A 12,783-nucleotide genomic window follows, 5' to 3' on the forward strand; every position below is an offset into this window, starting at 1 on the left:
TGTGCCCCTGTCGATAGGTATCGCTGCCTTATTGCAACGATACCCAATATGAAAACGGCCCCCGCATGGAGGCCGCTCTCGAAACTTTATTTCCGGAGACCAAGGTCCTTGATCAGCTTGGCGTAGCGCTCGACGTCTTTCTTGCGAAGATAGTCCAGCAGACTGCGCCGCTTGTTCACCATCATCAGCAACCCGCGACGGGAGTGATTATCCTTGTGGTGACCTTTGAAATGTTCGGTCAGGTTCACGATGCGCTCGGTGAGCACGGCAACCTGAACTTCCGGGGAACCGGTATCGCCCTTTGTCTGGCCGAATTTCTGGATCAGTTCCTGTTTTTTTTCTGCGGTAATCGTCATTTAAATTTTTCCTTCGAACATCATTCACATGTTGAACCCGCGAACCACCTTGACGGTGCCATCAACAAGCTCGGCCAGCGCAACCGGAGAACCTTGGTTCTCTGTCGCCAGAAAAAGCCCGTTGAGTGCGGGGTTCCCGATCATTTCCCGTTCGTCCAGCGTCATGCCTTGCCGAAGCAGTTTTGCCTGATCAGGAGTGAGGTCAAAAGCCGGGATGTCGTCCAGCCCTGCCTCAAGCGGCAAAAGATAGTCTGTAATGTCCGCGCCCTTACCAATTTCGTTGAGTTTGTCCAGCGAAATCGCCTGTTCCAGAGTGAAGGGACCAGCCTTGGTCCTCCTTAACATGGTGACGTGGCCGACCGTGTTCAAGGCGCGCGCAATATCACGGGCCAGCGAACGGATGTAGGTCCCCTTGGAGACTGTGGCTGTGAGGGTGATTTCTGCCAATGGCTCGTCATCCTGAACTTGTTTCAGGACCTCCGGAGATCCTGAAACAAGTTCAGGATGACGGATTCTCAGGGAATATATCGTCACCCCCCTAAGCTTCATATCCACATCAACCCCTGCCCGCGCCAGATCATAAGCCCGCTTGCCATCGATCTTCAGCGCCGAATATTTGGGTGGTATCTGTTCGATCGGCCCGGTGAACTGCGGCAAGACTGCTTCGGCTTCTGCCATTGTCGGTCGGTGATCAGACGTCTCCGTCACAGCCCCCTCAACATCGAGCGTTTCCGTCTCGGTGCCGAAGCCGATCGTAAATTCGTAAATTTTCGTAGCATCGAGCATTCTCCCGCACAGCTTGGTCGCCTCGCCGATGGCAATCGGCAACACTCCGGTGGCCAGCGGATCCAGCGTCCCGCCATGACCGACCTTCAGCTTGTTCTTGCCCTTACCGAGCAGCCCGGCCTCGCGCAGATTGCGCTTAACCGCGCCAACCGCCTGCGTCGAGCCCAGTTCCAGCGGTTTATCGAGAATGATCCAGCCATGGGGTCTCACTCCACCCACTCCTGTTTCAGCAACCCGAAAACCGCCGTATCCCGCACATAGCCGGTCCAGGTAATCCTGTTCTTGCGCAACGTTCCTTCATGCTGTGCACCCAATTTCAACACCGCCGCCATCGATCGCTTGTTCCGGGTATCGACGCGAAATTCGATGCGGGTGAAGCCGTGGGCAAAGGCGTGATTGATCATCAACTTTTTCATAATGCCGTTAAAGCCGCTGCCGCGCACAGATGGCGCGATATAGGTGCCACCGATTTCGACCACGCCGAACTTGTCCGGATTGATATAGTTCGTCATGCCGACAACCGTACCGGTCTTGCCATTGATCACCGCAAAGCGGACCCAGTTGGTGGTATCGTGAAACGCCTCGATCGCCCGGTCAAAATTCTCGTCGAGCATCGAAACCGGGTATATGTCCCAGATATCCTGATCCTCTGCACAGGCAGCGCGCAGCAGTTCGAGATGATGCTCGCCCAGCGGTTCGAGGCGCACCGCGGATTCTTCCAAAATGGCAGAAAGCTTATCCATTCAACCGCTCCCGGAAATGCTTCCGGCAGAGTGCGATATAGCTCTCATTGCCGCCGATTTCCGTCTGGGCGCCGGCGGCAATGGCCTTGCCTGTTTCGTCGATCCGCAGGTTCATTGTCGCCTTGCGCCCACATTCGCACACCGCTTTCAGTTCGACCAGGCTGTCAGCCAGCCCCAGAAGCTTTGCCGATCCTGGGAACAAATTGCCCTGGAAATCCGTTCGCAGACCATAGCAGAGCACGGGAATACCGGTTTCATCGGCCAGTCGCGCCAATTGCCAGACCTGTCCTTCGGTCAGAAACTGGGCTTCGTCGATCATCACGCAGGCCAGATTGTCTTCATCATGCTCTGTGCTGACTGCGGCAAACAGATCCGTATCCTCGCCAAAGCGATGCGCATCTGCGTGCAGGCCTATCCGGGAGGCAATGGCGCCAAAGCTCGCCCGATTGTCGATCGCTGCGGTCCACAACATGACCTTCATGCCGCGTTCGCCATAGTTGAACGCCGCCTGCAGCAGATTGCTCGACTTGCCGGCGTTCATCGAGGCATAATAGAAATAGAGTTTGGCCATAGGCTCCGCTTAATAACCGTTCGTGCTGAGCCTGTCGAAGCACTTTTACGTCCTGAAACCTTCCTTCGACAAGCTCAGGACGAACGGATCTAGTCTTCGTCAGCCTCTTTCGACAAATCCTGCGCAACCTTCGGATTGTTCAGCAGGCTTTCTATATGCTCGGCCGTATCAAAGCTCTCATCCGACAGGAATTTCAGCTTGGCCGCATATTTCATCTGCACCCGCTTCGCGACTTGCTTCTGGAAAAATGCCGTGTTGGTTTTCAGCGCCTTGAGTACGTCGGCCTCATTCGCACCAAGCAGCGGCTTCACGAACACTGTTGCGTGGCGCAAATCCGGCGACATGCGCACTTCGGTGACGCTGACACTGTGCGAAGTCAGCACCGCATCATGAACCTCGCCGCGCATCAGCAGTTCCGACAATATGTGACGGACCTGCTCACCCACGCGCAGCAGGCGAACCGAACGGCCTTCGGGAGATGTATCGTTATATTTTGCCATAGTTGCTATCTCCCCCCTCCCGCATGCGGGAGGGGTCGGGGGTGGGAAAGGTCGAGGGAGCCCGAAGGCCTACCCCAGGTCCCTCCCGTGAACGGAAAGGTTCCTAGATAATCCGCTCGCGCTCTTCGATTTCGAACACTTCAAGCATATCGCCCGGCTTGATGTCGTTCGTATCCTCAAGCACCGCGCCACATTCCATGCCTGCCCGGACTTCTTCGACATCGTCCTTGAACCGCCGCAGCGACGCGATGGTCGTTGCGCTGACGATAACATCGTCGCGGGTAAGACGGGCGAACAGGCCTTTGCGCAAGGAACCTTCGGTGACCAGCAAACCAGCCGCCTTGTCCTTCTTGCCGGACTTGAACACTTCCTTGACCTCGGCACGGCCCATGACATTCTCGATCTTCTCCGGACCCAATTCACCGGCCATCTCAGCCCGGATATCATCGGTCAGAGCATAAATGATGTCGAAATATTTGAAGCGAACACCGTCGCGCTTGGCGATTTCACGCGCCTTCGCGTTAGGCCGCACGTTGAAACCGATGATCGGCGCCTTGCTGGCACCGGCCAAAGTAACGTCCGATTCCGTGATTGCGCCGACACCGCTGTGCAAAATACGCACTTTGATATCGTCGTTCGAAATCTTGTTCAGCGCCTGCACGATGGCCTCGGTAGAGCCCTGGACATCGGCCTTCACCAACACCGGGAATTCCACTGCGCTATTCGCCGCTGCGGAGAACATGTTCTCGAGGCTCGTCGGTGCCTGCGTTGTGCGTTTCAGCTTCTGCTGTTCGGCACGATAGGCCGCAACTTCGCGGGCCCGCGCCTCATTCTCGACCACGGTCAACTTGTCGCCAGCGGATGGAACGCCGGAGATGCCCAGCACTTCGACCGGCATGGACGGACCAGCTTCCTTGACCTGCTTGCCCTTGTCATCGATCATCGCTCGGACCTTACCGGTCTGCGAACCGACAACGAAGACATCGCCGCGTTTCAATGTGCCGCGCTCGATCAACACGGTCGCAACCGGACCGCGTCCAATATCCAGCTTGGCTTCGACAACCGCGCCTTCGGCAGGACGATCGGGACGCGCTTTCAGTTCCAGCAGCTCAGCCTGAACGTGGATCTTGTCCATCAGCTCGTCGAGACCAATTTTCTTGAGCGCGGAAACCTCGGCGTCGAGAACGTCACCCGACATTTCTTCCACAATCACTTCATGCTCGAGCAGGCGGGTGCGGACCGTTGTCGGGTCGGCGCCTTCCTTGTCGATCTTGTTGATTGCGACAATCATCGGCACACCTGCCGCCTTGGTGTGATTGATCGCTTCGATCGTCTGCGGCATCAAACCGTCATCGGCAGCAACCACCAGGATCACGATATCCGTGACGTTTGCGCCACGCATCCGCATTTCGGTAAAGGCCTCATGACCCGGTGTATCGAGGAAGGTCACCTTGTCGCCGTTTTTCATCGTCACCTGATAGGCGCCGATATGCTGAGTGATTCCGCCCGCTTCGCCGGCAACCACATCGGTTCCGCGCAATGCGTCGAGCAAGGATGTCTTGCCGTGATCGACATGGCCCATGATCGTAACGACCGGTGGGCGCGGCTTCAGCGTTTCTTCCGGATCGACATCGGCCTGCGTATTGATTTCAACATCAGACTCTGAAACACGCTGGATGTTGTGACCGAATTCCTCGACCAGCAATTCCGCTGTGTCCTGGTCAATCGTCTGGTTGACGGTGACCATGGAGCCCATGTTGAACAGCGATTTGACCAGCTGGGCACCCTTTTCGCCCATACGCTTGGCCAGTTCCTGTACGGTAATGGCTTCCGGCACGATGACGTCGCGGATCTGCTTTTCGCGCGGCTCGCTTGGCCGCCCGGAACGCTGGGACCGTTTTTCTTTTTCGCGCGCGCGTTTCAACGCAGCCAGCGAACGCGCCCGAGCAGCGCCATCTTCGCCGCGCAATGCGCGGTTGACGGTGAGCTTGCCCGATTGACGGCGATCATTGCGGTCGTCGCGTCCGACTTTCTGCTTCTCTTTTTCCGGCTTGGCGCGTTTCGGCGCTTCCACAGGCGTAAATTTGCGAGCGGGTGGCCGAGCCGCACTCGTTGTAGCGGCGGGTGCCTCAGCGGGCGTGTCTGCAGGCGCAGTTTCGGCACCAGCAGGCGCATCGGCAGCAGCTTTTTCCGCAGCAGCAATTTCTTCTTGAGCCTTCTTGGCCTGCTCTGCTTCGGCCTTGCGATTTTCCTCTGCCCGCTTTTTCTCTTCCTCGGTCTGCTCTTTCTTTTCGCGCATGTCGCGCTTACGCGCTTCCTGCATTGCTTCCAGACGCGCTTCTTCAGCCTCGCGAAGCAGTTTTGCCTGCTTCTCCTGACGAGTCAGACCATCATCCGCTTTTGGCTGGACCGGCTGCTTCTTCGGCGCCGGCTTTGGAGCCGGTGCCGGAGCTGGAGCGGGCGCAGGCGTTTCCTTGACGACTTCCTTCACCGCTTCCACGGCGCCAGGCTTGCCAACCAGTTTCTTGCGTTTGACTTCGACCACAACCTTGTTGGTGCGTCCGTGGCTGAACGTCTGTTTGACTTCGCCCGGTTCAACCGAACGCTTCAACCCAAGGGGTTTGCGTGCAGGTTTCGGCGTATCTTTTGTATCTTCACTCATCGAACAGACTTAATCCTTAAAATATATATTACTGCAATATGTTATCCAGCTCTTGGAAACCGGATTACGCAACTTCCTTTTCGGCATCATCATCGACTTTATCAGAACCGATAAAGTGAAGCCATCTCTTCAGGCTGTGCGAAATACGCCCCGCTGCGCGCTTGTCGGTTATCCCGATATGCACCACATTCTGGCGGCCCAATGCCACAGAAAGCCCCTGCCGGTCCACCGGCAATATCAGACCGCGAATATTTTCGCCTTCCCGGTCACTTCCCACCCGCCATGCCTGATCCAGTTTGGCGCATCCATCGCGTCCGGCATCGGACGAGTGGAGCAGCATATTGAGATCACCCTGGCGTGCGGCCGTTTCGATCTTTTCGGAACCGGTGAGCAGAGTCCCGCCCCGCGCCTCCAGGCCCAACCGATCCAATGTGGAGCGTTCGAGCGCCGTTTCAAGCTGCTCGGGAAGATTGTCGGGAATATCGAGCTGACCGGTTTTGAAAGCTCTTGCCAGAGCGCCTTTCAGCTGTCCCTTTGCCTGCGCCGCCTCCAGTGCGGCGCGATCAACAGCAATCCATGCACCGCGACCCGGCGCTTTCGCGCGAACATCAGGTGCAATTTGCCCGTCGGGGCCCATCGCAAGACGCATCAGTTCCTCCTGAGGAAGGCTTTCCCCAGTCAAAATGCATTTACGATATGGCGCTTGATCTAGAGGTTTAGACCGCGTCTCATTGGGAGGATTCCGCATCTGCGTCCTCCCCGGTTTCGTCGGTCGCTGCTGCAGCAGGCTCGTCTTCGTCGTCGAACCAGTGCGCACGCGCGGCCATGATGATTTCGTTGCCCTGCTCTTCGGTCAGGCCATATTTGGCCAACACACCGTCCGGCTCGGGCTTTCTGTTATCATTGCGGCGACGCGGCTCCGATTTCCGCTTCAAGACCAGCTCGTCGGTCGCGAGATCAGCAACATCGTCCAGAGTCTTGAGACCTGCCTCACCCAGCGTCACCAGCATGGCTTCAGTCAGGTGCGGCAATTCGGCAATTGCATCCTCGACGCCCAGTTCGGTGCGTTTTTCACGCGCAGCCGCTTCGCGCCGTTCCAGTGCCTCAAGAGCACGGTTCTGGAGTTCCGCTGCCAGTTCTTCGTCAAAGCCTTCGATGTTGGAAATTTCTTCCGGTGCGACATAGGCGACTTCTTCCAGTTCACTGAAGCCTTCGGCCACCAGCAACTGGGACAATGTTTCGTCAACGTCGAGATCTTCCTGGAACATCTCGGTCCGCGCAGCAAATTCGGCTTGCCGTTTTTCGCTCGAATCAGCTTCGGTCATGATGTCGATGGCCAAGCCAGTCAACTGAGACGCCAACCGGACATTCTGGCCGCGACGGCCAATAGCGAGGCTGAGTTGATCATCGGGAACGACGACCTCGATACGACCTTCTTCCTCGTCGATCACCACCCGGCTAACCGTAGCTGGCTGCAACGCGTTGACAACGAATGTCGCAATATCTTCCGACCAGGGAATGATATCGATTTTCTCGCCCTGCATTTCCTGCACGACGGCCTGAACCCGGCTACCCTTCATACCGACGCAAGCGCCGACAGGATCGATCGAGCTATCGTGGCTGATCACACCGATTTTGGCGCGGGATCCCGGATCGCGGGCTGCGGCCTTGATTTCGATAATGCCGTCATAAATTTCCGGCACTTCCTGTGCGAACAGCAGCCGCATGAAATCAGGATGGGCGCGCGAAAGGAAAATCTGCGGCCCGCGGTTTTCGCGGCGCACATCAAGAATGAGCGCACGGACGCGATCACCAACCCGGGCAGCTTCGCGCGGGATTTGCTGGTCGCGGCGGATCACGCCTTCAGCGCGGCCCAGATCAACAACCACATGGCCAAATTCGACCGATTTCACCACGCCGGTGATAATCTCGCCGCCACGTTCCTTGAATTCCTCATATTGCCGCTCGCGTTCAGCATCGCGAACCTTCTGAAAGATCACCTGCTTGGCGGACTGCGCATCAATGCGGCCGAGATCGACTTCCGGCAGCGGATCGACGATGAAGTCGCCAACCTTGGAACCTGGCTCCAGCTTTTCAGCCTGCTTGATATCGACCTGCTTGAAATAATCTTCGACTTCGTCAACCACTTCAACGACCCGCCACAGACGCAAGTCACCGGTATTGACGTCAAACTTCGCGCGAATGTCATTTTCTGCACCGTAGCGAGCGCGCGCAGCCTTCTGAATTGCTTCCTCCAGCGCTTCGATCACAATCGCCTTGTCGATCATTTTTTCGGTCGCAACCGCAGTCGCGATAGCAAGCAACTCGGCTTTATTGGCTGAAATAGCACTGCCCATGATTAGTCTTCCTGTTCTTCTAAAGTCTGTTCTTCAATTTCATCCGCACCTGCCGTCGAAACCGGTACGGTTGCAGCGATCAGGGCGTCGGTCAGAATCAATTTCGCGCTATGGACATTTGCCAAGGGCGTCTCCTGACTTCCCGTCTCGCGATCGTCAATCTTTATTATATCGCCGTCGATACCTTCAAGCAGGCCGCGAAGCTGTTTCTTGCCAGCCACCGCCTCAATCAGACTGATCCGCGCTTCATAGCCGGCCCAATTTTCATAATCACCAGCTCGCGTGAGCGGCCGATCGATACCCGGAGAGCTGACTTCCAACCGATAGGCATAGTCAATCGGGTCGCGGCCTTCTTCTTCCATAATATCGAATTTTGCCGAAATCCGGCGCGACAAGGCGGCGCAATCATCAATACCCAGCTGCCCGGTTTCCGGACGCTCGGCCATGATCTGGAGAGTGGGTTCCTCCGCGCCGGACACGAACTGCACCCGCACCAGATCAAAGCCCAAAGCATCTGCTTCCGGCTTAATCAGATCTGTCAGTGTCGCTATATCAGTCAAATAAATTCCATTTCCGTATGCAAAAGCCTTGGTTGCCGGCCCCCGTCTGGCGCCAGCCCCTTCAAATCTCACAATGTTGGGATGACTGCTATTTAGGGACAGATTCTTGATATTGCAACGCCTGATTCAAACGGCCACGACATTATAAACGAGCAGCGCCAGATAAGTGACCAGCAATATACCGCCTTCGATGCGCGTTATCCTTCGTCCCGTTGCTGCAAAAATCAACAGCAAGACCGAAGCGACGATCAACACAGGTAGACCGAAATTGGTAATTTCATGCGGAATCGTGCCCGGAGCAATGACCGCAGTAACCCCGCCAATCAGCAGCAGATTGAAGATATTGGAACCCAGCACATTGCCCAGCGCGACCGCGCTTGCGCCTTTGTAGGCAGCAATCACAGAGGTCACGAGTTCCGGTAGCGACGTCCCGATAGCGATGACCGTCAAACCGATCACGGCCTCGCTCATGCCAACCAGGCGAGCGAGATCAACCGCACCCTCGACCAGCCAGCGGCCGCCCAGCACGATCAGGACGATTCCGAAAAGCAGCACCAAGATCGACCGCCAGAGCGGTTGTACGTCATGCAAATGCGTGTCCGAAATTTCCAGCGCCTCGGCCTTTTCATGCAAGGCGCTTGCGCCGGCAGGCTGCGTTTGCTCCGCCCGATATGCGTAGCCCAGATAGCCGACCAAAAGCATCAGAAACACGACGCCGATAGCAACGGTGATACCCGTGGTGATGGCGACCAGCCATAAAAATACCGTTGCCACCAATGCCAGCCCGCCATCGCGCCACAATGGCCCTCTCGGGACGACGACTGGCAAAATCAGGGAGGCTGTGCCGAGGATGAGCAGGCTGTTGGCGAGATTGGAACCGACAATATTTCCCCAGGCAATGCCTGGAGAGCCGGCGCGCGCCGCTTCGACGCTGGCTACTAGTTCCGGTGCCGATGTACCAAAACCGACGATCGTCAAGCCGATCAACAGCTCCGACATCCCCGCTCGTTCCGCCACACGAACAGCGCCGCGGACGAGCAACTCGCCGCCAACGATCAATATGACAAAACCTGCGAGGAGCAGAAGAAGCGGAATCAGCATGCGATATCCGCCACAGCAAGGACGCAGTCATCGAGACATATCATCTCAATGACTGCGCAACTCCGCGACAAGCGCGGAGTACGGCAGATTCTAGCCATTGCGCTTACCAAGCAGCTTCAGCCGAAGCGCGTTGAGCTTAATGAAGCCCTCTGCGTCTTTCTGGTCATAGGCTCCGGCATCATCCTCAAATGTAACAACTTTTTCGCTGTAAAGGCTGTCCGGCGACTTCCGTCCGACAACGCTTACCGATCCCTTGTAGAGCTTCAGCCGGACCGTGCCATTGACCCGCGCCTGACTGTGATCGATCGCCGCCTGCAGCATCTCGCGCTCCGGCGAGAACCAGAAACCGTTATAAACCAGTTCCGCATAGCGAGGTGCCAGCTCATCCTTCAGATGCGCCGCGCCGCGATCGAGCGTCAACTGCTCGATCCCGCGATGCGCTGCATGATAGATGGTCCCACCGGGCGTTTCGTACATGCCGCGCGATTTCATGCCGATATAGCGGTTCTCGACCAGATCCAGCCGGCCAATGCCGTGCTCGCGACCATAATCGTTGAGCTTCTCGAGCAAAGTCGCGGGGCTCATTGCTTCGCCGTTGATTGCGACGCCATCACCACGCTCGAAATCGACCGTGATATATTCGGGCGTATCGGGCGCGTCTTCGGGATTATTGGTCCGCGAATAAACATAGTCGGGCACTTCTTCCCACGGATCTTCGAGCACCTTGCCTTCAGACGAGGTGTGCAACATGTTGGCATCGCACGAGAATGGCGATTCTCCGCGCTTGTCCTTGGGGATCGGAATCTGGTGCTTTTCGGCAAATTCGATCAGCCGGGTGCGGCTGGTCAGGTCCCATTCCCGCCATGGGGCAATCACTTTCACGTCTGGATCAAGGCCATAATAACCAAGTTCAAAACGGATCTGGTCATTGCCCTTGCCGGTGGCACCATGGGCCACGGCATCGGCGCCGGTCAGCTTGGCAATCTCGATCTGCCGCTTCGAAATCAGCGGCCGCGCGATCGAGGTGCCGAGCAGATAGAGGCCCTCATAAAGCGCGTTGGCGCGCATCATCGGGAAAACGAAATCCTTGACGAATTCTTCGCGCAGATCGTCGATAAAAATATGTTCCGGTTTAACCCCGAGTGTTTCGGCTACGCGGCGTGCGGGACCCAATTCTTCGCCCTGCCCCAGATCAGCGGTAAAAGTCACCACTTCGCACTGATATTCCTGCTGCAACCATTTCAGAATAACGCTGGTGTCAAGGCCTCCGGAGAAGGCCAGAACTACGCGTTTTACGGAATCGCTCATTTTATCGTCTTTCAAAGAATGAAGCCCAGATTAGACTGGTCGCCTATCAGGCTCCAATTTACCGCGCAATATGATATGTCGGGACTGTTGGGAGAGTCTCATGACAACAAAGGAACTGAAAACCAAACCGACAGAAGCAGATGTGACTGCTTTCATCGAGAGTGCCGAGCCGGAGCGTCGAAAGGCCGAGGCCTATCAACTTATTGATCTGTTTCGCAAAATCACGAGCGAAGAACCCAGAATGTGGGGGCCAAGCATCATCGGCTTCGGCAGCTATTACTATAAATATGAAAGCGGACGCGAGGGCACCATGTGCCGGGCCGGTTTCTCACCGCGCAAGTCAAAGCTGTCCCTCTATCTGATGGGGGCATATTGCACACCGGAAGCGCAGGCAGAGCAGCAGCGGTTATTCGGGTTGCTCGGGAAGCACAGCGTCGGCAAGTCCTGCCTCTATATCAACCGCCTCGAACAGGTCGATCAGTCGGTGCTGGAGCAGCTTATCCGCAACAACTGGGACTTGATGAATCAACGCTATCCGGAATAGCCGCGATTCTCCAACCTCCCGTCCATGACTTGGCGTCAGTCCGTCAAATTCTTCTCCGTCTCGCCAATATAATTGCGCGTCAGCGGCAAAGTCCGTCTGCTGCGGCTGAACTGGATCTGATAATTGCACATCCCGCCATTTTCGAACGCTGCCGTCGCTCCAGCCAGATAGAATATCCACATCCGGTAGAAGCGTTCATCGTAAAGCGCGATGATCTTCTCGCGGTTGTGCACCGTGCGTTTGTACCAGACGCGCAGAGTGAAGGCATAATGTAGCCGGAGGGTTTCGACATCGGTCGCGATCAGACGGAATGGCTCGCTGGCCTCCAGTGTCTCGCTCAAAGCCGGTATATAACCGCCGGGAAAGATATATTTGCGGGTGAAGGCATCGGTGGTCCCGGGCCCGCCCATCCGTCCAATCGTGTGCAGCAGCATCACGCCGTCGTCGGTCATCAGATTCGCACAGCAGCGGAAGAACGTCCGGAACTGTGGCGTACCGACATGTTCGAACATACCGACAGAAACAATCCGGTCAAAAGCCCCCGCGTCCCGCTGGGCAAGATCGCGATAGTCGATCAGCTCGAACTTGACCTTGTCTGACACACCTTCCTTCTCGGCCCGCTCCCGCGCCTTTTTAAGCTGCTCTTCGCTCAGCGTGATCCCGAGCACCTCGACGCCAGTCTTGCGGTGCAGGTAAAGCGCCATGCCGCCCCAGCCGCAGCCAATGTCGAGCACCCGCTGTCCGGACTTCAGGTCCAGTTTGGCGGCAATATGCGCCTTTTTGTCGGCCTGCGCCTGTTCCAGCGTCATATCCGGACCATGTTTTTGGAAGTCCCAGTAGGCACAGCTATATTGCAGGTCCTCGTCCAGGAACAGATCGTATAGATCATTGCCGATATCATAATGATGCGCGACATTGCTTTTCGATCGGCCCGGCAAGTTGATCCGGTCAAGACTACCCGCCACATGGTCTCGGAGCTTCTTGAAGGCACCGGGCTCTTTGAGCCTGCCGCCTCGCTCAAACGGCCGGTTGGCGCGCAGAAGCTGCACCAGCTCCATGATGCCGCCCCGTTCCACGATCAGCCGACCATCCATGAACGTCTCGGCCGCACCGAGACGCGGATCCAGCAGAATCTGCCGTATCACTCCCTTGTCGGCAAGCCGGATAGCGACGTCGGGATAGCCTTCTGCTGCAGTCCCGAAGCTTTCGATCGATCCATCGGAATGAGTGACTCGTAGTGAACCTTTTTCAATCACATTTTGCAGAAATTTGCCCAATATTGACATATATTCACT

Annotated in this window: 13 protein-coding genes; 1 reads left to right on the top strand and 12 read right to left on the bottom strand. The window is 56.5% G+C overall.

Translation table 11 applies throughout. From position 1 onward, the window contains the following. Nucleotides 1–86 precede the first annotated feature (86 nt). The 11 genes from rpsO to AZE99_RS09065 form a co-directional block, all read right to left on the bottom strand. Entirely contained in the window at nt 87–356 is a 270-nt protein-coding gene (gene rpsO / locus AZE99_RS09015; protein ID WP_067200048.1) for a 30S ribosomal protein S15, read from the bottom strand. A gap of 24 nt (nt 357–380) precedes the next feature. Continuing rightward, nucleotides 381–1,352, bottom strand: a complete 972-nt coding sequence (gene truB / locus AZE99_RS09020; RefSeq protein ID WP_443027759.1) for a tRNA pseudouridine(55) synthase TruB — start codon at nt 1,350–1,352, stop codon at nt 381–383. Then, nucleotides 1,349–1,885 (bottom strand): GNAT family N-acetyltransferase, encoded by a 537-nt coding sequence (locus AZE99_RS09025; protein WP_067200054.1) that lies wholly within the window; start codon nt 1,883–1,885, stop codon nt 1,349–1,351. The genes truB and AZE99_RS09025 overlap by 4 nt, the downstream gene beginning before the upstream one ends. After that, the gene (locus tag AZE99_RS09030; RefSeq protein WP_067200056.1) at nt 1,878–2,456 is read right to left on the bottom strand and encodes a thymidine kinase; all 579 of its coding nucleotides are present in this window, start codon (nt 2,454–2,456) and stop codon (nt 1,878–1,880) included. Before AZE99_RS09030 ends, AZE99_RS09025 begins: the two co-directional genes overlap by 8 nt. A gap of 89 nt (nt 2,457–2,545) precedes the next feature. After that, nucleotides 2,546–2,956 carry a 30S ribosome-binding factor RbfA gene (rbfA, locus tag AZE99_RS09035; protein WP_067200059.1) on the bottom strand — a complete coding sequence of 137 codons (411 nt, stop codon included), beginning with the start codon at nt 2,954–2,956 and terminating at the stop codon, nt 2,546–2,548. Nucleotides 2,957–3,059: 103 nt separating this feature from the next. After that, nucleotides 3,060–5,618, bottom strand: a complete 2,559-nt coding sequence (infB, locus tag AZE99_RS09040; RefSeq protein ID WP_067200061.1) for a translation initiation factor IF-2 — start codon at nt 5,616–5,618, stop codon at nt 3,060–3,062. A gap of 64 nt (nt 5,619–5,682) precedes the next feature. After that, nucleotides 5,683–6,366: a DUF448 domain-containing protein gene (locus AZE99_RS09045; protein WP_067200063.1), complete on the bottom strand. Its 684-nt coding sequence runs from the start codon at nt 6,364–6,366 to the stop codon at nt 5,683–5,685. Further along, complete coding sequence (gene nusA / locus AZE99_RS09050; RefSeq protein WP_067200066.1) at nt 6,347–7,975, bottom strand: transcription termination factor NusA; 1,629 nt, start codon at nt 7,973–7,975, stop codon at nt 6,347–6,349. The genes AZE99_RS09045 and nusA overlap by 20 nt, the downstream gene beginning before the upstream one ends. 2 nt (nt 7,976–7,977) lie before the next feature. After that, a complete protein-coding gene (gene rimP / locus AZE99_RS09055; protein ID WP_067200068.1) occupies nt 7,978–8,535 on the bottom strand; it encodes a ribosome maturation protein RimP in 558 nt (185 codons plus the stop codon). A gap of 126 nt (nt 8,536–8,661) precedes the next feature. Continuing rightward, nucleotides 8,662–9,636, bottom strand: coding sequence for a calcium/sodium antiporter (locus AZE99_RS09060; protein WP_067200070.1), 975 nt, complete (start codon nt 9,634–9,636; stop codon nt 8,662–8,664). Between the two features lie 90 nt (nt 9,637–9,726). Next, the gene (locus AZE99_RS09065) at nt 9,727–10,944 is read right to left on the bottom strand and encodes an argininosuccinate synthase (RefSeq protein WP_067200072.1); all 1,218 of its coding nucleotides are present in this window, start codon (nt 10,942–10,944) and stop codon (nt 9,727–9,729) included. Nucleotides 10,945–11,044: 100 nt separating this feature from the next. On the opposite strand from AZE99_RS09065, the gene AZE99_RS09070 reads away from it, so the two are divergent. Then, complete coding sequence (locus AZE99_RS09070; protein WP_067200074.1) at nt 11,045–11,488, top strand: DUF1801 domain-containing protein; 444 nt, start codon at nt 11,045–11,047, stop codon at nt 11,486–11,488. 35 nt (nt 11,489–11,523) lie between these two features. Here the strand turns inward: AZE99_RS09070 and AZE99_RS09075 are convergent, their stop codons facing one another. Beyond that, complete coding sequence (locus AZE99_RS09075; RefSeq protein WP_067200076.1) at nt 11,524–12,774, bottom strand: SAM-dependent methyltransferase; 1,251 nt, start codon at nt 12,772–12,774, stop codon at nt 11,524–11,526. Nucleotides 12,775–12,783: the final 9 nt, after the last annotated feature.

This window comes from Sphingorhabdus sp. M41, from assembly GCF_001586275.1.
Classification (GTDB): domain Bacteria; phylum Pseudomonadota; class Alphaproteobacteria; order Sphingomonadales; family Sphingomonadaceae; genus Parasphingorhabdus.

Bases quoted from the DNA above. Each gene is read 5' to 3' on its own strand.
- rpsO (WP_067200048.1), bottom strand. From the start codon at position 356: ATGACGATTACCGCAGAAAAAAAACAGGAACTGATCCAGAAATTCGGC.
- AZE99_RS09025 (WP_067200054.1), bottom strand. From the start codon at position 1,885: ATGGATAAGCTTTCTGCCATTTTGGAAGAATCCGCGGTGCGCCTCGAA.
- AZE99_RS09030 (WP_067200056.1), bottom strand. From the start codon at position 2,456: ATGGCCAAACTCTATTTCTATTATGCCTCGATGAACGCCGGCAAGTCG.
- rbfA (WP_067200059.1), bottom strand. From the start codon at position 2,956: ATGGCAAAATATAACGATACATCTCCCGAAGGCCGTTCGGTTCGCCTG.
- infB (WP_067200061.1), bottom strand. From the start codon at position 5,618: ATGAGTGAAGATACAAAAGATACGCCGAAACCTGCACGCAAACCCCTT.
- AZE99_RS09045 (WP_067200063.1), bottom strand. From the start codon at position 6,366: ATGCGGAATCCTCCCAATGAGACGCGGTCTAAACCTCTAGATCAAGCG.
- nusA (WP_067200066.1), bottom strand. From the start codon at position 7,975: ATGGGCAGTGCTATTTCAGCCAATAAAGCCGAGTTGCTTGCTATCGCG.
- AZE99_RS09060 (WP_067200070.1), bottom strand. From the start codon at position 9,636: ATGCTGATTCCGCTTCTTCTGCTCCTCGCAGGTTTTGTCATATTGATC.
- AZE99_RS09065 (WP_067200072.1), bottom strand. From the start codon at position 10,944: ATGAGCGATTCCGTAAAACGCGTAGTTCTGGCCTTCTCCGGAGGCCTT.
- AZE99_RS09070 (WP_067200074.1), top strand. From the start codon at position 11,045: ATGACAACAAAGGAACTGAAAACCAAACCGACAGAAGCAGATGTGACT.
- AZE99_RS09075 (WP_067200076.1), bottom strand. From the start codon at position 12,774: ATGTCAATATTGGGCAAATTTCTGCAAAATGTGATTGAAAAAGGTTCA.